This window comes from Arcicella aurantiaca, from assembly GCF_003148625.1.
In the GTDB taxonomy this organism is placed as follows: domain Bacteria; phylum Bacteroidota; class Bacteroidia; order Cytophagales; family Spirosomataceae; genus Arcicella; species Arcicella aurantiaca.
Genome location: NZ_QGGO01000040.1, coordinates 1 through 21,908, shown reverse-complemented (window position 1 = coordinate 21,908; position 21,908 = coordinate 1). Strand labels below are relative to the sequence as shown.

The 21,908-nt window shown below is 35.0% G+C and carries 21 protein-coding genes; 3 read left to right on the top strand and 18 right to left on the bottom strand.

What is annotated here, in order from left to right; all coding sequences use genetic code 11:
• Positions 1-491 precede the first annotated feature (491 nt).
• The 9 genes from LV89_RS22900 to LV89_RS22860 all read right to left on the bottom strand — a co-directional run bounded on the left by LV89_RS22900 (position 492) and on the right by LV89_RS22860 (position 11,136).
• Positions 492-3,362, bottom strand: coding sequence for a type I restriction endonuclease subunit R (locus tag LV89_RS22900; protein ID WP_109745260.1), 2,871 nt, complete (start codon positions 3,360-3,362; stop codon positions 492-494).
• 26 nt (positions 3,363-3,388) lie between these two features.
• The gene (locus LV89_RS22895) at positions 3,389-3,985 is read right to left on the bottom strand and encodes a hypothetical protein (RefSeq protein WP_109745259.1); all 597 of its coding nucleotides are present in this window, start codon (positions 3,983-3,985) and stop codon (positions 3,389-3,391) included.
• Positions 3,954-4,358 carry a protein-export chaperone SecB gene (locus LV89_RS22890; RefSeq protein ID WP_109745258.1) on the bottom strand — a complete coding sequence of 135 codons (405 nt, stop codon included), beginning with the start codon at positions 4,356-4,358 and terminating at the stop codon, positions 3,954-3,956. The genes LV89_RS22895 and LV89_RS22890 overlap by 32 nt, the downstream gene beginning before the upstream one ends.
• A gap of 15 nt (positions 4,359-4,373) precedes the next feature.
• Positions 4,374-4,610: a hypothetical protein gene (locus tag LV89_RS22885; protein WP_109745257.1), complete on the bottom strand. Its 237-nt coding sequence runs from the start codon at positions 4,608-4,610 to the stop codon at positions 4,374-4,376.
• Between the two features lie 258 nt (positions 4,611-4,868).
• Entirely contained in the window at positions 4,869-5,891 is a 1,023-nt protein-coding gene (locus tag LV89_RS22880; protein WP_109745256.1) for a PDDEXK nuclease domain-containing protein, read from the bottom strand.
• A 29-nt stretch (positions 5,892-5,920) separates the two neighbouring features.
• Positions 5,921-7,132 (bottom strand): restriction endonuclease subunit S, encoded by a 1,212-nt coding sequence (locus LV89_RS22875; protein ID WP_109745255.1) that lies wholly within the window; start codon positions 7,130-7,132, stop codon positions 5,921-5,923.
• A gap of 2 nt (positions 7,133-7,134) precedes the next feature.
• Positions 7,135-8,121, bottom strand: coding sequence for a virulence RhuM family protein (locus LV89_RS22870; RefSeq protein ID WP_109745254.1), 987 nt, complete (start codon positions 8,119-8,121; stop codon positions 7,135-7,137).
• A 9-nt stretch (positions 8,122-8,130) separates the two neighbouring features.
• On the bottom strand, positions 8,131-9,723 hold the full coding sequence (locus tag LV89_RS22865) for a type I restriction-modification system subunit M (protein WP_109745253.1): 1,593 nt from the start codon (positions 9,721-9,723) through the stop codon (positions 8,131-8,133).
• A gap of 510 nt (positions 9,724-10,233) precedes the next feature.
• Positions 10,234-11,136, bottom strand: coding sequence for a zeta toxin family protein (locus tag LV89_RS22860; protein WP_109745252.1), 903 nt, complete (start codon positions 11,134-11,136; stop codon positions 10,234-10,236).
• 118 nt (positions 11,137-11,254) lie between these two features.
• Here LV89_RS22860 and LV89_RS22855 point away from each other — a divergent pair, with 118 nt between their 5' ends.
• Complete coding sequence (locus tag LV89_RS22855; RefSeq protein ID WP_109745251.1) at positions 11,255-11,602, top strand: hypothetical protein; 348 nt, start codon at positions 11,255-11,257, stop codon at positions 11,600-11,602.
• A gap of 4 nt (positions 11,603-11,606) precedes the next feature.
• On the opposite strand, the gene LV89_RS22850 is transcribed toward LV89_RS22855, so the two are convergent.
• Positions 11,607-11,975 (bottom strand): transposase, encoded by a 369-nt coding sequence (locus LV89_RS22850; RefSeq protein WP_109745250.1) that lies wholly within the window; start codon positions 11,973-11,975, stop codon positions 11,607-11,609.
• A gap of 96 nt (positions 11,976-12,071) precedes the next feature.
• On the opposite strand from LV89_RS22850, the gene LV89_RS22845 reads away from it, so the two are divergent.
• Positions 12,072-12,311, top strand: a complete 240-nt coding sequence (locus LV89_RS22845) for a hypothetical protein (protein WP_109745249.1) — start codon at positions 12,072-12,074, stop codon at positions 12,309-12,311.
• Between the two features lie 208 nt (positions 12,312-12,519).
• Here the strand turns inward: LV89_RS22845 and LV89_RS22840 are convergent, their stop codons facing one another.
• Positions 12,520-14,742: a ligand-binding sensor domain-containing protein gene (locus LV89_RS22840; protein ID WP_109745248.1), complete on the bottom strand. Its 2,223-nt coding sequence runs from the start codon at positions 14,740-14,742 to the stop codon at positions 12,520-12,522.
• The gene (locus tag LV89_RS25650; RefSeq protein WP_146199244.1) at positions 14,711-14,986 is read right to left on the bottom strand and encodes a hypothetical protein; all 276 of its coding nucleotides are present in this window, start codon (positions 14,984-14,986) and stop codon (positions 14,711-14,713) included. Before LV89_RS25650 ends, LV89_RS22840 begins: the two co-directional genes overlap by 32 nt.
• A 137-nt stretch (positions 14,987-15,123) precedes the next feature.
• Here LV89_RS25650 and LV89_RS22835 point away from each other — a divergent pair, with 137 nt between their 5' ends.
• Positions 15,124-15,531, top strand: a complete 408-nt coding sequence (locus LV89_RS22835) for a hypothetical protein (protein ID WP_109745247.1) — start codon at positions 15,124-15,126, stop codon at positions 15,529-15,531.
• 146 nt (positions 15,532-15,677) lie between these two features.
• Here LV89_RS22835 and LV89_RS22830 read toward each other — a convergent pair whose 3' ends face one another.
• From LV89_RS22830 to LV89_RS22805, 6 genes are all read right to left on the bottom strand, one after another.
• Positions 15,678-16,727: an IS1595 family transposase gene (locus LV89_RS22830; protein WP_109745246.1), complete on the bottom strand. Its 1,050-nt coding sequence runs from the start codon at positions 16,725-16,727 to the stop codon at positions 15,678-15,680.
• The gene (locus LV89_RS22825; RefSeq protein ID WP_158279672.1) at positions 16,724-16,999 is read right to left on the bottom strand and encodes an IPT/TIG domain-containing protein; all 276 of its coding nucleotides are present in this window, start codon (positions 16,997-16,999) and stop codon (positions 16,724-16,726) included. The genes LV89_RS22830 and LV89_RS22825 overlap by 4 nt, the downstream gene beginning before the upstream one ends.
• A 575-nt stretch (positions 17,000-17,574) precedes the next feature.
• On the bottom strand, positions 17,575-20,679 hold the full coding sequence (locus tag LV89_RS22820; protein WP_109745244.1) for a beta strand repeat-containing protein: 3,105 nt from the start codon (positions 20,677-20,679) through the stop codon (positions 17,575-17,577).
• Positions 20,648-21,202 carry a DUF1565 domain-containing protein gene (locus LV89_RS22815; RefSeq protein ID WP_211321260.1) on the bottom strand — a complete coding sequence of 185 codons (555 nt, stop codon included), beginning with the start codon at positions 21,200-21,202 and terminating at the stop codon, positions 20,648-20,650. Before LV89_RS22815 ends, LV89_RS22820 begins: the two co-directional genes overlap by 32 nt.
• A 46-nt stretch (positions 21,203-21,248) precedes the next feature.
• The gene (locus LV89_RS22810) at positions 21,249-21,527 is read right to left on the bottom strand and encodes a LytR/AlgR family response regulator transcription factor (RefSeq protein WP_262509880.1); all 279 of its coding nucleotides are present in this window, start codon (positions 21,525-21,527) and stop codon (positions 21,249-21,251) included.
• Positions 21,528-21,573: 46 nt separating this feature from the next.
• Positions 21,574-21,908, bottom strand: a 335-nt coding sequence (locus tag LV89_RS22805; protein WP_158279645.1) for a transposase, incomplete at its 5' end; no start/stop codon positions are given.

The following is a 21,908-nucleotide window of genomic DNA, read 5'->3' as shown; positions in this document are numbered from 1 at the left end:
AACAGCAACCCAACTTCCAGTAGAATAAGGATTAAGACGTAACGTAGTCAGCGTTTTGAACGCTGACTACGTTTATAAAGCAAACCAACTTCCAGTAAAATAAGGATTAAGACTTCACCAAGTAAATATCATCGAAAAAACAGCCCAAACACTCTGATAAAAAAAGCAGAAATTTAGACAAGATAATAACTTGATTGCCAAAGCTTTAATAGTTTTTTTGCGTCTAATACAGGAGGTCAAAAAAGTAGGAATTAAGACTTAAACGATAATCTATTTTGAGAATACAATTCACTCAACAGCAACCCAACTTCCAGTAGAATAAGGATTAAGACGTAACGTAGTCAGCGTTTTGAACGCTGACTACGTTTATAAAGCAAACCAATAAACCTTTTATTATCCCTTAACTTAATGACATTGGTCACTCGGGTAGGGTTTACTCATCTTTTTGATTTTTACATTTTGCTGACAAACACATATATAAATTTTACCTTCTACCCAACCATCCCATTAATAAACGTATCCACAAAATCCAGAATACGTTTTAAGATTCTGTCTCCTAATTTCTTTCGTTGTAATAGACTTGGTTTTTCTCCTTCAAGGAGTTCTATCACTTCGTCTCTCAATGGCTCTCTTTCTGCAAATAGATAGTTTTCAATGAGTTTCTCGGTCTTGGTTGCGGATAGATTTTCTTCGGCTACCATGTCGGCAAAGGCTTTTTTCTGTTGCTCACTCCAATAATTATCAAATTCTTGTTGTATTTCTTCTGTATCGGTGATGTCTGGCAGATTTTCTTTAATGAATTTCTCAATCAATTCTCGTTTACTCCGCAACGTGGTTTCTGTGCTTAGTAAATTCATGATTTCTTGCTCTGCTTTGCTCGTATCTTTCTGATTTTTAGCCCTTAACCTGATTAGCAATTGGATAATATAGGCAACGTTTATGTCGTCTCGGTGTATCAACTCCAGTTCAAAATCTACGTCGTCCAAAATGGAAACTTTTTCTTTGGAATTATCACCTTTTACTTTGTCGTGTAGGTCAAGATATTTGCTTTTATAGTCTTCAAATAACTGCTCGGTCATGGTCAAATCTTCCCATTTGAAGTCTGAGAATGAAGCCAGAATGTTCTTGATTCTCATTAGTTCACGGAAAGCCTTTACAAATGCCAATTCATCATCTTCCGTCACCAACTCATTTACGCTATCAACGGTGGGTGTTATTTCCAACAATTTACCAAAGGCTTTATCAAACTGCTCTGTATAGTTTTCGTATGGTTTCATAATGATAACCTCTATGGCATCTTTGTTACTAAACAGCGTAATGGCTTCGTCGGTGCGGTTTTTTAGGTTACGGAAGGCTACAACGTTCCCTTGTGATTTTAATTCGTTTAGGATTCGGTTTGTTCTTGAATAGGCTTGAATAAGACCATGATATTTTAAGTTCTTATCGACGTACAAAGTGTTTAAACTTGGACTGTCAAAACCTGTCAGGAACATATTAACTACCAATAAAATATCAACTTTGCGTTCCTTTACTTTCTTAGAAATATCGTTGTAATAATTATAAAAGCTTTCACTGTCTTTGGTGCTAAATTTAGTGCCAAATATCTGATTATAGTCTTCAATAAATTCGTCTAATTTCTCTCTACTGTGCAAGTTAAGCCCATAAAGAACTTTGGGTTCTTCTGCAATTGATACTTCGTCTGGAATAAAACCATTGGCATCTGCATCGTCTTCGTTGGCAGCATAACTGAAAATTGTGGCTACGTTCAAATTATGTTTGCCTTCTTGTTTCTTTTGCTTGAAAAGGTCATAGTATTTTATCAAGGTTTTTACACTATCTACGCAAAACATTGCAGTAAACTCTTTACTGTGGGTTTTACGACCGTGATTGGCAATAATGTAGTCCGTGATTTTATTCAACCGCTTTTCATCTTCCATCAACTCTTGGGTGTCAATGTCTTCTACCTCAATGTCAATATTGCTTTCTCTGCCGTCTTTGTGCTTGTATCTGCCTACGTATTCTACGGAGAATTTTAGTACGTTTTCGTCTTTGATGGCATCGGTGATGACGTATTTATGCAAGCAGTCTTCAAATAAATCTTTGGTGGTACGTTTGCCCAATTCGTTTTTACTGGAATTATCGGCAAAGATGGGCGTACCTGTAAAACCAAACATTTGGCTATTCCCGAAAAATGCTTTAATTCGTTTGTGGGTATCGCCAAACTGACTGCGGTGACATTCATCGAAAATAAAAACGATTCGTTTGTCTTTCAAATCTGCCATTGCGTTCTCGTATTTGAGTTTACTAATGGCAGTATTCAGTTTTTGAATGGTGGTAACTATCAGTTTGGTATCGTCAGTGAACTGTTTTACGAGTGCTTTGGTGTTGTCCGTGCCGTCGATACTGCCTTTGCTAAAACTGTTAAATTCTTTGGTAGTTTGATAGTCTAAATCCTTTCTGTCCACCACAAAAACTACTTTGTGAACTTGGGGTAGATTCATTAAAATCTGACTGGCTTTGAAACTCGTTAAAGTCTTCCCTGAGCCTGTGGTATGCCAAATATATCCATTCTTATTGGAGTTTTGTACTCGGTCTATGAGGGCTTCTACGGCAAAATATTGGTACGGACGCAATACCATTAATATCTTGTGAGCTTCGTTGAGAACAATGTATTTGCATATCATTTTGGAGATATGACAAGGCTCTAAAAAGGCATCGGTAAAACCGTTTAGAATATTGGTAAGGCGTTTGTTATTAACGTCTGACCAATAAAAGGTTTGCTTAAAACTCTGGTTACGGTTGTTGGAGTAGTATTTTGTATTTACGCCATTGCTGATGATAAATATCTGAATGTACTGGAATAGAGCATTGCCCGAACCGTAAGAATGACGTTGGTAACGGTTGGTTTGATTGAAAGCTTCTTTGAGTTCAAGCCCTCGACGTTTGAGTTCTATTTGTACCAAGGGCAAACCGTTGATGAGAATGGTTACATCGTAGCGGTTTTTGTATTTGCCTTCCTGAGTAACTTGGTTGGTTACTTGAAATTGATTTTGACACCAAAAGTCTGTATTGATAAACTCGAAATAGAGGTTTTCGCCATTGTCTCGAATGATGTGTTGTTTTTCTCGTAAGGTTTTAGATTTTTCAAAAACAGAACCTTTGTTGAGGATATTGAGAACTTTATCAAATTCTGTTTTAGAAAAAGGACATCTGCGGAGTGCCGCCCAATTATGTTTTTCTAATTGGTTTTTGAGGTTTTCAATAAGTGCCTTTTCATCGTTAATGGTTGTGTATTGATAGCCTAATTTTTGCAATTTGGCTACTAATTGTTCTTCTAATACTGCTTCGGATTGTTTAGCCATTGGTGTTAAACGGAATAATAACTGTTTTATTTTTCAGGAAATATAATCTTATATCCTCTTAAATTCATGCTTTTTTTAGTCAAAAAGCAAATTTGTATAGCTGGGTTAAATTCAAAATATTGTCGCCTTCCATTTTCAAAGAAGAGATTTACTGTGAATTCAGAGTCAGGGTACTTACTTAGTATTCCATTTGCTCTGATTGCTGTAAAATGAAATTCTTCAGGAAATTCACCTCTTAAAAGTGCTAAAAATTCTTTTACAGTAGTTTCTTTATCAGTTTTTTTAACGCTTTTATATAATTCAAAAATTTCTTTTAATTCTTTTAACTTTTCTAAATCTCCATGTAAATCAAGGCATTCATCAGTATTGAAGTCACACTTTGCTTCACAAATTATGTATCCGTTTTTATACTTTTTCGCTCGTGCTGTTTTACCCCAGAAATGGGCATTTTCAATGAATGTATCCCAAAAATAATAGCCATCTCCTAACCATGTATTCTCCCAGTTGCATGGAAAAGGTCCATCAGACTCTATGTTTCTTACATCTCTATTGTCTAAAGTTTGAAATACTGTTTTATGTATCAAGGTAAGACTATTTTTGTGTTGTATTTCTTCTGAGTTCATCTTCCAAATTCGATAAATTTAAAGTAGGTAAAATAACCCCTGGTACATTGGCTTGTGTAGTAACTAAGCTTAGATATGCTCGAACATAAGGGTATAAGATTGCTATACTGTTTGGATAAAAAAAGTCAGGTATTTCATTAAAATCAGAAACGTTATCCAATTGAAAAGTGCCTATACAACGAATACTTGCAAAAGGTTCTGAGTCTGGGTTGAATACACTCACACTGAAAGTTAGTTCATAGGTACTATCTGCTTTACTGTAAACACCATTACAGATGAAATTTATTGATAATTCTGGTTTTTTATGATTTACAAGGTTTATCGTCACTTTATCAAATTGATAATTTACGATTGAAAATGCGGCATTTTTCATGATATAATTATATGTTTAGTAAAAAAAAAACTCGAAGTTAAACTTCGAGTTATCTGTTGTATTTATTAAGTTGTCTAAACTTTTTTGAGGCTTTTCTGAGAAAAAATGATATTGCATACTTTCCTCTAAAAAACATTCCATTGTTGGCCCTACCTTATTCTCTGGAATATCATACTTAGCCCATGCTTGTTCGATTTCGGTTATTGGGGTATTTGCGATGTATCGCTTCATAGCCTCTAATAGACTCTTCATAATTTTAATTTATTATTCAATAGAATGAAGTATAATAACGATTATTTGCTCTCATTTATACAAACAAAAGTATGTTTTTTTTATATAGCTTGTACATTTGAGTAGAAATATTTATAAAAATAATTAAAATAATCTTATTTCACACAAACATCCCCTGCAATAAGCCTTTCTTCCAAAGCTCCGTTTGCTTAATTTGTGCATCAACTTTATTTATCTTTTCATCAATTGCCGTTATAAAATTGGCGATTTTGGTTTACTTCACCCTATATTTCTTTGTTCTAAGCGTTCTTTTGCTTCCAATAAGGCACGGTGCAGTTTTTCTTCTAATTCTTTTTTAGGTGGTAACTCTGTCCAGTATTCTGCCACCATAATGCCGTCTTTGTGCATTTCGAGCAATTCTACTTGTTCTCTACTGGTCTCTGCACACAATATTAAACCGATGGGAGCTTCTTCACCTTCTTGTCTTTCATAACGATTTAGCCATTTCAAATACAATTCCATTTGCCCTTTGTATTTGGCGTGAAATTTATCAATTTTGAGTTCAATGGCTACCAAACGCTTTAACTTTCGATGATAAAAAAGGAGGTCTAAATAAAAATCCTCTCCGTCTATTATCATGCGTTTTTGACGTTCTACAAAGGCAAAACCTTTGCCTAACTCTAACATGAAACTTTCCAATTCTCGCAAAATTGCTTGCTCTAAGTCGGCTTCTAAATAAGTATTTTGTAACTCTAAAAAGTCTAATAAATAAGGGTCTTTGAAGGTATTTTTGGGAATAATTAAAGAGGATGAAGTTGTCTGTAAATTGGCTAAGGCTGTTCTTTCAAAGGTTTTTTCTGCAATTTGTTTGCGTAATTCTCTAACTCCTTGTCTTGTTTCACTAAAACTTTGAGCATAAAATAGTTTTGCTTCTTGACTTTTAAGGGGAAGTAAAACCAACAAATGCGACCAACTCAATTGTCGTGACAGTGTCACGACAATTGAGAAATCAGGAAATTGCTCTGCAAATTGGAGCATTCTCCGCAGATTCTTTTCTTCATAATTTCGCCCATATTGAGTTACCAATTGTGCCGCCACTGTTGGTACAATTTGCTTGCCATATTCGGCTCGTTTATGTTGTAGTATCTCTTGATTAATCCTATTTCCTACTCGCCAAAACAATTGAGTGAGCGTACTATTAACGGCAATAAATGCTTGCTGTTGGCTCTCTTCAATCATTTGAGCCAGTTCGGAGAATAGAAACTGCTCATTGGATTCTTTGGATATGGCTACGTTTTTCATAGTTTAAATATAATTCTGATTCAGACCATTTACACAAACATCTGCTGCAATAACCCTTTCTTCCAAAGCTCCGTTTGCTTAATTTGTGTATCAACTTTATCAATCTTTTCATCAATTGCCGTTAGAAAATTGGCGATTTTGGTTTGTTCGGGAAGGGTTGGGAGATTGACTCCTAACTTTTTGATTTCTACGCCACTAACTGCTGTAAATGTACTACCTTGTTCTAAACTGCTCCATTTTGTTTCAAAATCTAATAGAAATTGATAAATATATTCAATATTACTGTCGGATGTATTGCTGATGGCACAGACACCTCTTCCTATACAAGCATTATGTATTGATTTTGCAACCGCTCCGACTGGAGCTCTTACTGTTAGTATTAAATCCCCAATTTTGCATTCTTTTGTAATTTCGGTAGTCCAGTTTCTGGGACTTGATAGTCGATTTTGAATATCAGCATTTCCTTGTATCAGAGCAATTCCCATATTCTCAGAATTGTATGAATTAGAACTTGGTGATTGTCCCATTGTTATATTAGCAACCTCCCCCAAAGTCTTCACCTCCCAATCCTCAAAATCATTTCCTTCATCATCTTTAAAGCGTATATTTTGCGAAAACAACTTTTGCATTGCCCCTTTTTTATAGGTTTCCAAAAGGCTTTTCTTTTTCTTTAAGGCTTGTAGTTTTTCATCTACGGTGCTTAAAAAAGTGGCTATTTTTTGTTGTTCGGGGAGGGTTGGGAATGAGAGTTCAATTCCTTTTATACTTTGAAAGTTTAATCCTTCTCTACCACTCCCTGTTTGTAAGCTTAAAAATAAATTTTGACCCTTTTCAGATGATAAAATAGGTTGGATAAAAAAGGGTTCATTATTCTTATTTATTCGAATAATACAAACGTGTTGATTAACATTTCCAATTGTAAATTCTTCTGGAACAACACAACTCCTTCCCAAAGAAGCACCTGTGATATTGAGTAATATATCTTTAGACTTTACAATACTATTTTTCATGGAGTCATTTACATCCTCTGGTATATAGGTTGCATTTTCATAAGAAAGCAAATTATCTTTTACATTTTGACTTCTAATAAATAAAATACCTTCTTCAGTATATACACTTTCTCCTCCCAATGGCGTTTTTCCGCTATTTATTTTTTCTGCTATTGCCCCTAACTTCTTTATCTCCCAATCATTAGTAAACTCAGGGAAACGCAATCTTGGTATATTGTTTTGCTTTTCCATCGTTATTTCTTAGGTTTTATTTGCTTGGAGGTTTGTTCAATTTGGTTTATAAAGTGCGTTTCCACTCGGCTGAGGTCATTTTTGTGTAACTCTTTATATTTTTCGTATTCTTTATTGGCTTTATCTAATGCTTGCTGGTGGCTTATTGTCCCTGCATTTTGGAGGATGTCATTACCTGTCATGTTCAAAAAATCATCCAAACGAGCAATCCAGTCTTTCATATACATAGGCTTGCGATTGAGTGCCTGCAACTCTGCTACTTCCAGATATGCCGTAACCATGCGGTTTAGAATATTTAATTCGGTTTCGTTCAAATAATTTTTAGCAACTTCGGTTTCTGCTTTTGTGGGTTTTGTTCCTTTTATGGTAGTTAAGCCTACGTTAGGTTTTTGGGCATCCACACGCTGATAAATCACTTCTGCTGCTGTGTGTCCGTGTGCTGCCCAGTGCATTTTATTTTGGATAGTTTGAAAAAACAAAATCGACATTTCCAGTTTTGGGTCATAATCTATACTGGTAGCATAAATATCCAAGACTTTCCGCCAAAACACTTTTTCCGAAGAACGTATATCACGTATTCGAGCCAATAATTCTTCAAAATAGTTACCTCCCCCTGCTTGTTTCATTAAGTCATCATTCATCGTAAAACCCTTCACGATGTATTCCCTAAGCCTTGCGGTAGCCCACTGTCTGAATTTTGTTCCTTGTAAACTTTTTACTCGATAACCAACTGAAATAATTACATCAAGGTTATAAAATTTAACAGGTTTATCCGAGTTTGCAATGTGCAAACTTTGCACATTGCTTTTTTCTTCTAATTCATTTTCTTCAAAAATATTATTTATATGTTTTGTTATGACGCTTCTATCTTTTCCAAAAAGTTCGCTCATTTGTGCTTGTGTAAGCCAAACAGTCTCATTTTCGAGACGAGTTTCAATTTTTGTGTTACCGTCTTCGGTTTGATAAATTATAATATTGGTATTTTCCATATCTTTTGTTTAAAAAGGTGTTGAAATATTAAGTTCCTTACAAAAATCGGCAATGGTGCTATCCAATGCTATCATATCATTGTCCAAAGCCTTCATTTGCTCGGCAATGGCATCAATATCAATGCTTTCTTCGGCTTCAAAAGTATCTACATAACGGGGTATGTTTAGATTGTAGTCGTTACTTACTATTTCGGTAAGTGTAGCTTTTTTACTGTACTTTTCCGTCTCGGTACGGTTGCGGTAAGTTTCAACAATTTTATCAATATCGCTCAGGCGTAATACATTTTGCGTTTTAATTTTCTCAAAATCATTACTGGCGTCAATAAATAAAATATCGTCGGGGTTTTCACGGCATTTTTTAAATACCATAATACACGTAGGAATACTTGTACCGTAGAAAATATTGGCGGGTAAGCCAATCACGGCATCCAAGAAATTACGGTTTTCAATCAAATATTTACGGATATGTTGTTCTGCTCCACCTCTAAACAAAGCACCGTGCGGTAACACCAAAGCCATTGTGCCGTTTTCTGCCAAATGGTGTATCATGTGTTGCACAAAAGCAAAGTCTGCTTTGCTACTCGGGGCAAGTTTACCATACTGGCTAAAACGGTCGTCGCTCGTAAACAAAGGGTTTGCACTCCACTGAGCCGAAAAGGGTGGGTTTGCCACAATCGCTTCAAATTGTAAATCAATATGTTGTGGACGCTCAAGGGTATCTTCCTGCTTAATATCAAACTTACGATAATGAACACCGTGGAGAATCATGTTCATACGTGCCAAGTTGTAAGTAGTACGGTTCATTTCCTGACCGTAAAAATTGTTCACTTCCTCAACCTCTTTGGCAACACGGAGCAATAACGAACCAGAGCCACACGTCGGGTCATATACGCTACGGAGTTTAGATTTACCTGTGGTGACAAGCTTCGCAAGGATTTTACTTACTTCTTGTGGCGTATAAAATTCCCCTGCTTTCTTTCCTGCCCCACTCGCAAACTGTCCAATCAGATACTCATAAGCATCGCCCAAAACGTCCAATTCGGTATCGTGAAGTTTGAAATCAATCTTATCAAGGTGAGAAAGCACCTTTGCAATAATCTCGTTTCTGGCTTCGGGAGTTCTGCCCAATTTGGTACTGTTCAAGTCCATATCTTCAAAGAGGTTATCAAAATCCTCTTCGCTTTCTGTACCCATTGTACTCAATTGGATATTGGTCAATATTTTTTGTAAATCCTCTAAAATGAAATTGGTTTTGGAAGCGTCATAAACATCCTCTTCAGAATTATCACCATTGCCACGTTTAGCCACCTCCGTAAATAATTCTTCTGGCTTCAAGAAGTAGCCCAACTTTTCAAGAGCTTCCTCTTTGACGGCTTCCAATAATTCCTCACTATCTTGAAGTTTAGGGTTTATTTCACGGAAAGTAATTTTATCCTGTTTTAAGATTTCATCGGCAAACATCTCCATTCGCTCACTCAGGTACTTGTAGAAAATAAATCCTAAGATGTAGTCACGGAACTCGTCAGCATTCATTTTGCCACGTAGGGTATTGGCAATATTCCAGAGTTGTTGTTCTAACACTCTTTTTTGGTCTTCACTCATATAGTCATTAGTAATTTATTTACAAAAATACATTTTTTGAAGTCTTGTTTGCCATGTATTTCGGAGAATCAGCGTGATTTAGTCACATTTAGTCATTTACATTGAAAACATCGTGTAGATAATATAATTCTTTTTTTAAGGCAATCATTTAAAGACATCACTTCCGCATTTTCACCGAGCTTACCCCTATCACAATGCAGCCATTCATTTTTTGAGAGGTTTGAGCGATGGCATGAATGGGCCGCATTAGGATAGGGGTATGCTCGCATTACTTCCAAAGATGGTCTTCGTAAGCTTGTGCGTAAGGTCTGAGAAGACGGTCTTTGGACAACACAACAGCCGATAAAAAACGGAATATATTAGTCATTTAGTAGCTGAAGAAGGTTCTTTGAAGGTAAAAACGAACGGAGTAAAAGTGGGAATGTAAAATGAGTTAAACTTATTTATTTTTCTTTAAAATTTACATTATGGCAATTTTTTAAAAAATTGCCATAATGTAAATAAATGTCGTCACATTTTCTTTTTACTTGATTTTGCCTTTTGCTTCTTATCATCTAAAAATACTCGCATATTAGCTTCAAAACGTATTTTTTCTAAGAAATTGACTTCACGACTAACCTTTAAATCCCTAATCTTACGAGTTTTTTGTTGTAAAACTTGCGTTTCTATTTCATTAAAATCTCTGCTCCTTTCATCTAAATACTGACTCACTGCCGTATTTTTTGAATCTGTTAGTAATTGTAGTGTATTGCCTTCGGGAGTAGTATCAAGTCTATAAATCTTGACTTTATCTAATTTACCAGTGGATAAGAGTTGTTGAAAAACCGTTGGAATGTTCTCGTAAATTTGGTCGTGGTATTGTTTAGATACCAAAATGGGCTGCCGTTGTTTAAGCAAACTTTCCTCATACCTTTCTTCTGCATTTAAGTAACTATACATCTTATTGATTGATACCATAAGAAGTTCCGTTTGGTAATTTTTATCTTGAAAAGTTTTGAGTTTCTCTGATACTTTATCAAAATCATTCAGAGAACTATTTAATATGACATTTAAGCCTTTTTCAAGAGAGAAATTTTCCAAGTGTTGAAATAAAATTAAAGCCAAATCCTGCGTCATTGGTAAAAACAATTCAGGGGTTTGAAGTCTAATTTGATTGGCTTTAGGGTGATACTCCCTTAATTCATCCAAAGACAAATGAATAACGTTTTCGGATAACTCATCCCGAATAGTTTGATTCAACGCTTCTTTAAAACTACCTACTTGCCCTGCGATAATAATACATTTGGGTGGACTGTTTTCAACTTTTGTGGCACTGATATTTGCCAATACTTGTGATTTCAAATTTTCAATTTCAAAATCATCTACTTGATATATTTCCTTTAAATTTTGGAGTAAATCTTGTTGCATATTCATTAATGGTTTAATTAAGGTTTATTGATACATTTTCTGAAGTTTTGGGGACTTCAGAATTAAGGAGAAAACAGATAATCAAAATCTAAGTAAAACACCCCAATCTCCCATTTTTCAAGATATGTATGCCCTGACAGAAAGTTCAAATAGTATTTTGTACGGACTAAAAGCACATTATGCTATTGAGGCAAATCGTGATGAGTCAAGCTCAGAAAAACGGAACGAAAACCAGCAAAAATTGGATGAAATTGCTCAATTGACTCAACATATTTATCTGCATGATACCCCCGAAAAACTCACCGACCAAGAACGGTATTTTTACAAGAATGTAGCGGAACAAGTATTATTTCAAAAACAACAACGGAATGCCACTTTTGTTGAAATATTTGCCTTCAAAATGGAATTTAATGATTTACTAACTCAAAAGCAGCAACAAATCGACAAATCTTTAAATAAGGGAATCGGATAAATGTCTATTGAGCATCTACAAAATCACTAATTAAATTAGGCTGTGCTTGACCTATCGTTTGAATTAAATGCTGACGAGTCCACATACCTGGCGTTCTGGTTTTAAGAAAGGAGTATTTTTTTCTCAGCTCTCCGCCCATGTAAGCTTTAAAATTGGTAATAAAGGTATGAGGAGATTCATCCGAAACCTCTGTTTTGACTTCCATACTCACAATGAAATCCTCTGTGATTTGTAAAGAGCATAATTCGTAGCCTAATTCATAACAAAACTTATAGGCTAAACTGGCAAAATCAGCGTGAATTTCCGATAATAATAGGCGTTTTTTGCCATTAGTACAAAACACGAAAAGGTAATGTATAAAAGTTTTTTGCATTTTAAATGATATTTTTTATTAATTATTTATATACATAATTAATATTATCTTATATTTGTCCTAATTATTTCTAAACCCAAATTTAATACATTTAAAATGGTTTCTTCTATTTTGCTTTTCAATTGGACACACTACGGAAAATACGTAACAATCCTCTCGCTGATTATTTGGGCAGTATTTTTCTTTTATGATTACTTTATTGGCAATACCGCAAGGGATAAAGCTTCTATCTTGGATAATCCTATTTCCCAAGTGCCTAAGCATGACCACAGAACACAAATCATGACGAAACACGTAGAGTATGATGGTATGCTTTCTCGGGCAGGGGAAAGATAAGTACAAGGACGATTTAAGAACGGTTCGCCGCAAACACGTTTTTCATTAGATGATGTTGTATCGCTGGTAAAACCTGTACTACATAAAAACGAAACCTATGTTAGACTTCCTGCGAAAGTGTTTTTAAGTCGTAAAACAACATCTTTTCGGCTACAAATAGCGAAAATATACCATTTTTCAATCATAAAACACTTTCGCAGGAAGTCTATTAATTTAAAACATTCAATTTTGCTCCTGCATTGATATAGACATTGGCTCCAGCACCTATTTTAATAGATTTACAAAAATTATTTATACCGATAATAATAGGCATATTTGTAACGGATGCTTCAATAAGAACATTAGTACAACTATTAGGCACAAAACCTCCAGACCAATTATTTTTATCATTCCAGTCGGTACTTAAACCTAACCAATTGGTATAAAAAAATGGATTTGCCACTAAAACCAAACCGACGGCAATTCTATTACTTTGACAATTTGGACTTTCATTACTAACAAAATAATTAGAAGTCACAGTTGGTTTGTATGAAAAATTATTGCCTTGTCCTATTTTAGTTCCTCCAATTTGTTTATCATACCAAAAGAGTTGACCAGCACTAATGTTCGCAGAAAATATCAAACTATCTCCAGGACATAAAACAGCTTTACTCAACATAATATTTGTAGGTTCTAAAATAACAGTAGTTAATGAAAGATTGGAAGTAGTAAGACTATTTGAAACACAAGTAGCATTGGAAGTCATTACACATCTAATGGTGTCATTGTTAGTCATTGTAGTTGAGGTATAAGTTGAAGCAGTTTCGTCCATAATATCAATACCATTTTTTTGCCATTGATAGGTAGGATTTGTTCCTCCGTTGGTAGGTGTTGCGGTGAATGTTACACTTGTCCCTGCACAAATTGCTTCGGATTGATTAGAAGAAATGCTTAAACTGCTCTGTAAATTAGGGTTTACATTAATATTTGCTGAAGGTGTTACATAGTTTGTACAAACATCCGCAGAGGGAACCATTTTTACTTTATAAGTATCCCCCAAGACTACATTATTAACTTGATAATTTGTAGTATTTGGAAGTTGAGCAATACTTAATCCAGCCCCTGTTGCTACATATAGTTTGCCATTCTGTCCTATAATTGCTTTATTGACAATATTACTCGCTAAACCATCAATGGTTGTTTTATTAACGAATGTATTTCCTCCATCAATTGAAATACTCAATCCCCCTCGTGTGGAAACATATAAAGTGCCATCTTTTCCAATAAATACATCATACACGGTATTACTACCCAAACCATTGTCCGTTGTTTTATTTATAAATGTATTGCCACCATCATTTGAAATACTTAAACCGTTTGAGGTAGATACATATAGTTTGTTATTTTCATCCATAGTTACTCCTAATACATAGTCAGAGCCTAATCCGTTAGAAACCGTTTTTGTACCTAACCATGTATTTCCGTAATTATCATTTATCACTAATCCATCACGAGTACCTGAATATATTTTTCCATCTGTGTTAACAAATATACTATTTACAGTACCAACTCTTATGTTATTAAAACGATTCCCCCCGTCAGTGGAAACGCCAAAACCATTTAGAGTGCCTACATATATTACTCCATCTCTTCCTATGAATGTTCGGTAGATGTCATTAGTTTGAAAACCAATATCAATATTACCATTTACAAAACTTACACCTCCATTTTTTGACGTACTCAAACCGTCTGAGGTTGCTGCATAAATTTTTCCATCTAATCCAATTGAAACACTGTAAACTGTATTTGTACCCAATCCATCCGATATTGTTTTATTTGTGAAGGTGTTTCCTTCATTCATTGAAATACTCAAGCCATTGGCAGTTGCCGCATAAATTTTCCCATCTTTTCCTACATCTACACTATTAATATAATTGCTACCTAATCCATTTGTGGTAGTTTTATTTACGAAAGTATTGCCTCCATCACTTGAAATACTCAAACCGTTTTCTGTGGAAGCATAAATTTTCCCATCATCTCCAACAAAAATATCTAAAATGCCAATTCCCCCTAATCCATTGGCGGTAGTTTTATTGATAAAAGTGTTTCCGCCATCAGTAGAGATACTAACACCACCACCTGTTGCAGCATAAATAGTATTATCATCAGTTACAAAAACATCATTGACAGCATAATGCCCCAAACCGTTTGCTGTTGTTTTCAAACTAAAAGTATTGCCACCATCACTTGAAATACCTAATCCATAAGAAGCAGCAGCATAAATCTTACCATTTACCTGATGAATTCCAAAGATATAATTACTCCCTAAACCGTTTGTGGTAGTTTTATTTACGAAGGTATTACCACCATCACTCGAAATACTTAAACCGCCTCCATACGTTCCAACATAAATTTTTCCATCAGCACCTATAAAAAACAGCTCTAATAACATTATTTCCTAATCCATTTGTAGTTGTTTTATTGCTGAAACTCAAAATTTTAGGAATGGAAACATTATTTTTAGTCCACGAAAAAATAGGATTGTTTCCCCCGTTGGTATAAGTAGAGGTTAGAAACGGACTTGTACCTGCACATAAAATATTCGGAGCAATTGTTACAGATGGTGTTGTAATAGATTTTACTGTAAAATTTCTTGTACTTGAGCCTATACCACTTGAATTGGTGATACTTATCAAGCCAGTTGTGCCAGAACCAATTGTAGCGGTAATTGAGGTAGAGGAATTAATATTAAACGGAACTATCTACTATTTGTCGCAAATCCTAAAAGTGTCTATATTTGTACTTTTAACTTCCATTTTAACTTTATTTTTGAATGACAAATCAATTACATCAATTTGAACTTTATGTTCTTAGAAAATTTTCGGATAGAAACTGGTATTACACTACAATAATGGACAAATTAATCAAAGATGGTTTTTACAGCCAAAATATTGATTATGCAATTTATTCACTTAGATTAAAAGGACATCTTTTGACTTACTTTGACCAGATAGGACAATTTTTTCAGTTGAGTAATTTGGGTAGAGAAACACTTTTGACTGAAAATAATCCATTTTTAAGCCCCTCAAAAGTTTTAGTTCCTACTCCTACGACAACAGAATTGCAAAATTTAAAACTCATAAAAGAGCAAGATAATATAAGTGCTGAACTTGCTAAAACTAATACAAAATATCAAAAACTTGCATTTTGGGTCGGAGTATTAACACTATCGGAGTATTAACACTAATAGTTTCTATTATTGCAGTTTTAAAATAAATTTTTAAACAATAAAATTCCTATTGTAAGTCCAAGCAAAAAAAAGATTACTTCAAAAGTTGAAAGTGCTTTATAAATAAAATTAAATACTTTTTTCATTTGATTTTGAATTTAAGCTAACACCTTTGCTCTTTTCTTGCCCATTCTAACGTTAATCATTTTAGAATCAACATCTTTGGGAGTAAAGTCAGGCGGTAGCATTGAGTTAAATACTAACGTTTCAAACATATCATCATACTTTCGATTGTTGTATTTGAAACAAAATTCATCAATATAATTTGGCAAATATTTATCGCTTACGCTGTGATATTGACCCATTATCCCACGTTTGATAATTGCCCAAAATGATTCTATACTATTGGTATTTAAGCCTTTATAAGAATACATTTTGTCGTGGTCAATTACAATTCGTTCCATGATAGCATCAAAACGAGTATAAGCACTATAAGCATCAGTTAGTAAAACGCTATCAGGCATATTAACATATTGTTCAACCATTGGTCTAATGTGAGCAAAGTCTGTAATTTTCATAACTTCTGCCACCACATTTCCCGACCTTTGAACGATTCCGACTACGGGGGTTTTATCCGTCCCTCTACCTCTGGGTGCATCTTCAAGCAATCCTTTTTTCTTGTAAGCATCTGGATTTTCAAAAGTATATTTTTTGCCAAGTTTTTCTATTTTTTTATCTAAATATTCATGGGCAAAAGGCTCTTTATCTTTGAACTTTGCAGACTGATATTTACGAGGATTTCCGCCAATATACGTTTCATCGACCTCAATCACGCCAGACAATTTGACTGAGCCATCAGTCATAAAAGTTCTGACCGTATGATACATTGACCAAGCCGTTTGATAGGAAACTCCAATGTCTCTTTTAAGTTGCAAGGCGGATATTCCTTTCTTAGCATTTGATATTAAAGTGAAAGCCATTAACCATTTTCTCAAAGAAAGATTTGTGTTTTCAAGTTGTGTGCCTGTGGTAACTGAAAACCGACCTCTACAAGTAGTACAATGGTATCTAAAATCAGTATATCGTTTACTAATTTTGTCAGAACCACAATGAGAACAACGAGGTTTTTTGCCCCAGCGGACGTTTTCAAAATAATCAGTAACTTCTATTTCTGTCGAAAAATTCTCTGATAATTGGTATAAATTCATACAAAAAGTTGATTTAAAGCAAAATTAGGGCTTTTTGGGGTCTGCGACAAATAGTAGATAGTTCCGATATTAAATGAAGTAACATTGGTACTCCCAATTTTAACATCTGTGACATCGGTAAGATTTGTTCCAGTAATATTAATTACAGTTGATGGACAACCACTTTCAGGAGAAAAGCTGGTAATTGTAGGGCTTTGAGCAGATGAACTATAATATCCAAAAAATATTAGTCCAATAATGAGTACACTGATGGGTGATAGAAATGATTTCATCAACATAGAAATAGTTTTTTAGATTCTGCAATATTAAACTTTAAAATAAAGTGATTGAAAGTAATTCTAAAAAACTTATTTTGAATAAAATTTAAGAGGATTTTTATAGTTTATTTTAAAAATATAGTGATTGTTTCTAATTAGGTTTTTATACCAGCGTTTTTTTAAAAGAGGAGAGAATTTTAAAAACTAATTCTCTCCATCTTTCTCCCAAGAAAGAAAGTTTTAAGCATATTGCTTCTGAATAGATTTGTTATTGATGCTCATAATTATACCTATTTTAAAGATTTGACGTGTACTTTACTGAAGTCGTCGTTCAAAACGACGACTTCAGTTGAGACTCAGATACGCAATACCTTTTTTAACTTCGCTTATAAGTATTAGGAATAAATTATTTGACATTATGTAGTGGCGTATAGCATACGCCAAAATTGTCAAAACATTGGCGTATGCTATACGCCACTACATTATAAACTGACATTAATATTATTAATTAATTTATTCTCGATACTTATATGAAATTATCGTAATGTTTCACAAATATTCAATTGTAAAACATTACGATAAGACCTTATTTAAAACCCAATTTCCAATTTACTGGTTGTAGCATTAAATTTGACTTGTCCCGTTCCTCGATATTCCAAGTTTTTGGCAATACCACTTGTACTTAATGTAATGGTATGATTGTTATCAATAATTACATAATCGCCCAATTGTGGCACTCTGCCAATATCCCATGTTGAATTTGATTCCCAATTTCCAGAATGTACACTTATCACCAAACTTGCGGTTGCCCTTCCTTGAAATTCATACGCTCCCATATCCACTCGTCCACCTGTGTAACGTCTCTGGTTTTCGTCTAAATCTTTGTCTGTCAAAGAGATAATGCCATTATCTCCTCTATCAATCGCTAATGAATTGATTGTTAGATGATAATCCCCTGTGATGTTTGGAGATAAACCTTCTGGCGTTTGAGCAACAAATTGAGGGTCGTAATTTAAGTTTCCAACACCCGCATAACCTCCTTGAACGATTGAGTAACTAATGACCGATTGCGTATCATTGAAGGGCTTGGCATTGCCCCAAAAGATAGAGTTTTTGATAATTGGCGTTGAATTTGAGTTGAAAACTCCGCCGTTGTAACCTCCGTTTCCAGAGAATGTACAGTTGGTCATCACAGGATTTGCCAAATTGTTATAAAATCCTCCAATACCTTTATTACCAGCTATCAAGGTATTATTCACACTTCCATTACTACCATCTTGAAAATATAATCCCGACCCAAATCCTGCTTGATTACCCATAAATTTACAAGCATTAATGCTTGGCATACTGGCATCGCTGGCAAATAAACCGCCTCCTGTTACAGCAGCATTATTTATAACCAAACAATTGGCAATGGTTGGACTACCTCCATTTTGAACCACAATTCCACCTCCTGTTTCGATAGTTGCGGTTGATGCTGAGACGGTATTTGGAGCAGAATACACAATTTTAGCATCAAAATTGGCATATCCTCCCGTAACAGTAAAACCATCTAAAGTGGTGGTACTGCTTGAAGCATTCAATACTACAACGTGATAACTATTGTCGGAAGTTATGTGCTGAGAACCAATCTCTCCACTTAAAATAGCAATGTTTGTTTTGAAATTACGTTGCGTTAAAGAAGTTTCTGACCCTATAAAACCACCATAAACTTTCACGCCCGAAGGGATATTGAAATAAATAGTTCGGGTTGTAGAACTGGTTGGTTTACACGTTCCCGATGCAACCCACATTTCTACGGGTGTACCTGTGATATTTCCTGCCGTAGTCAGACCCGTTTGCAAATCACTGAAAGCCGTTGCCCATGTTGTTCCATCTTGGATTGAGTTGGTATTAGTAGCATTCACATAAAGTATTTGTACCGAAATAACCGTTACCGTTACTGTCACATCGGCACTTTTAGTACTCTCACAGGTAATACCGTTGGCAGTTACTTCACATTTTGCATAATAATTTGTGGTTAAACTTGGTGCAACAGGATTTGTTACCAACGAATTATCTAAAGATTTATACCATTTCAAGGTTCCAGAACAACCTGTGGCTGTCAGCGTAACTGAGTTTCCTAAATTGATAGGAGCAATAGCGTTGGGTGTTGGGGTTGTTGGAGTTTCATTAACTGTTACCGAAGTGGCAGCCGTTGAAGTACAGTTATTGGCATTGGTAACTGTTAAAGTATAAACGCCCGATGCTAATACAGAAGCATTCGCAATGCTTGGACTTTGGTCAGTTGAAGTAAAACTATTTGCACCCGACCAAGCATAAGTGCCTACGCCACTTCCTACAAGTGAAATCGTGTTTCCTGCACAAATTGTTGGGGTACTACTGCTTGCCGTTGCGGTTGGAGTTTCATTAACTGTTATTGAAGTGGTTGCACTTGAAGTACAGTTATTGGCATTGGTTACGGTTAAGGTATATATTCCACCTGCGGCACTTGTAACATTTAAAATATTCGGATTTTGAATACTTGATGTAAATGAATTCGGTCCTGACCATGAATAATTTATCATTTCTGCTGCTGAACTAAACGTCAAGGTCTGTCCTGCACATTTTGGAGTATCAGAACTTGGGTTTGGTACTGGCAAGGCATTTATCGAAACATTGACAGCTACAAAATCACTCATACAAGAGCCACTTTCACAACGAACATTGTAAGTTGTTGCACTCGTCAAATTTGGTGTAACGAATGGTGAAACTGTTGAAACTAATGTAGTTAAATTTGAGCCATACCATGCTACATTACCAATTTCACAAGTAGCTGATAATGAAACGGTTGCTCCACTACAAATCGTTGAATTTAATGTACCTATGGGAACAGTTGGGGTAGCTCCATGAAATTCATAAGCTCCCAAATCATAGGGGACAATTCCTCTTGTAAAGCCTGTAATATCTGTGGTTGGCGAATTAACGGCAGGGTCGCCAGCATTAATGGCAGGACTACACCATGATATACTTAGCCCATCATCAGCAGTACCAAAAATATTGTCTGCCCCATCAGGGTCTGCAATATTTACAAACAAAGGATTTGAGGTCAGAATACCAGCCCCCCATGCTATATTAGAATTAGTTGCATCATAATCATCAACAATGCTATAACTTACATTTAAAGTAGGTGTTGCACTTGCTTTATAAATGTTATTTCTGTTGGCTGAGCTTCCAATGTATTTATAGAATATACAGTTTTTAATTTCCCCACCACTATTATTGCCATAAAATAATACCACACTAAAAGCAGGACCATTCCCATTAAAAGTACAATTAGTAATAGATGGGCTACTATTGTTATTGTACATTCCACTACCAGTTCCTTCACTTATACTATTGCTACTAAAAACACTATTACGTATTGTTGGACTACTATAGAAGTTATAGATTCCTGCACCATAATTCGCAGTATTAGCATTAAAAGTACAATTATTAATTATTACATTACTACCATTGTTGCCATTACTATTGGTTACTCCACCACCCTCGCTCGCAGTATTAGAATTAAACAAACAAGCATTTATGGTTGCATTACTATTGTCGTTTAACACAGCTCCACCTGATGCTCCAGCACGATTAGCACTAAAAGTACAATTACTTATAGATGGACCGCCACCAAGGCTAAATATAGCTCCCCCCCCATCTATTGGCATTATTATCAGTAAATATACAGTTAGCTATGCTTGGGCTACTACTACTGTTGTACATTCCACCACCATCTTGATTTCCAGAAATAGATGCTTTTCCTTTAGTGATGGTAAAACCATCAAGTATGGCTGTGCTATTAATGTTAAAATTTGATATAACATGATAACTATTGTCAGAATTATCATTAACCGTACCAATATCGCCACTCAAAATCGTTACGTTAGTAGTATAATTTCTTTCGGAAAGTAATGTTTCTGTACCTGCAAAACCGCCGTAAATGGCAAGGTCATTTTTCATGACAAAAGAAATGGCTCTGTCAGTACCCGTAGTAGGTTTATATGTACCTGCGGCTACCCAAATTTCATCATTTGCGGCAGCAATTGTTAATGCTGATTGTAAACTCGTATAGGCGTTTGCCCATGAAGTGCCATTGTTTGTGCCTGTGGCACTTGCCTTGACGTAATAGCGAGTAGCCAGCACATTTTGGCTTATCATCAAAGCCATAAAGAGATAAAAGAGTTTTTTCATTTTGGTAAGAAATTAAAATATATGGTTAGATTCAATATAAGTATCGTTAGGATAAAGTAAGATTTTCAACCATCATCTTTCTCCTTCTTGAAATGGCGGCTTTTAGCCCATTGTTCATCGTAACCGTAAGTAGTTTTTTATTGAGGTTTTTGACATGATTAGGGTTAATCATAAACGAGCGATGCACCCGCAAAAAACCGTGTGTTTCTAAAAATGACTCAAAAAATTTTATACTATGGGCAACTACATTTTGTTTACCATTATCTAAATGAAAAATGGTATAATTGATGTCACCCTCCAAAAGCACAACATTATTGACGAATATTTTTTTTGAGGTTCTTTGATTGAGAATTAATAAGGAATTACTTCCACTATTGTCCGAAACCTGCGTGGAAGTATTGATTTAATAAATTGGGGTCACCTTTACAGAGAATGATTAGTTCTTTGACAAGTTCAGCTTCGAGTTCATATAAGAATTTTAATTTATTGATTTTAAATCCATTACGCTCGTTTAATTTGGCATACAAAGCAATAAACATGGCTGCAATTAACATTACATATGCCATGTTTTTTATAGCATTATAGTCCCGTGAAATCAGATGAGAAAAGTTCAGATTTTGCTTAATAAATCGAAAGAATCTTTCAATTTCCCAGCGTAAGCGATAAATATCAGTAATATCAATGGCTGTTAAATCCTCAAGGATAT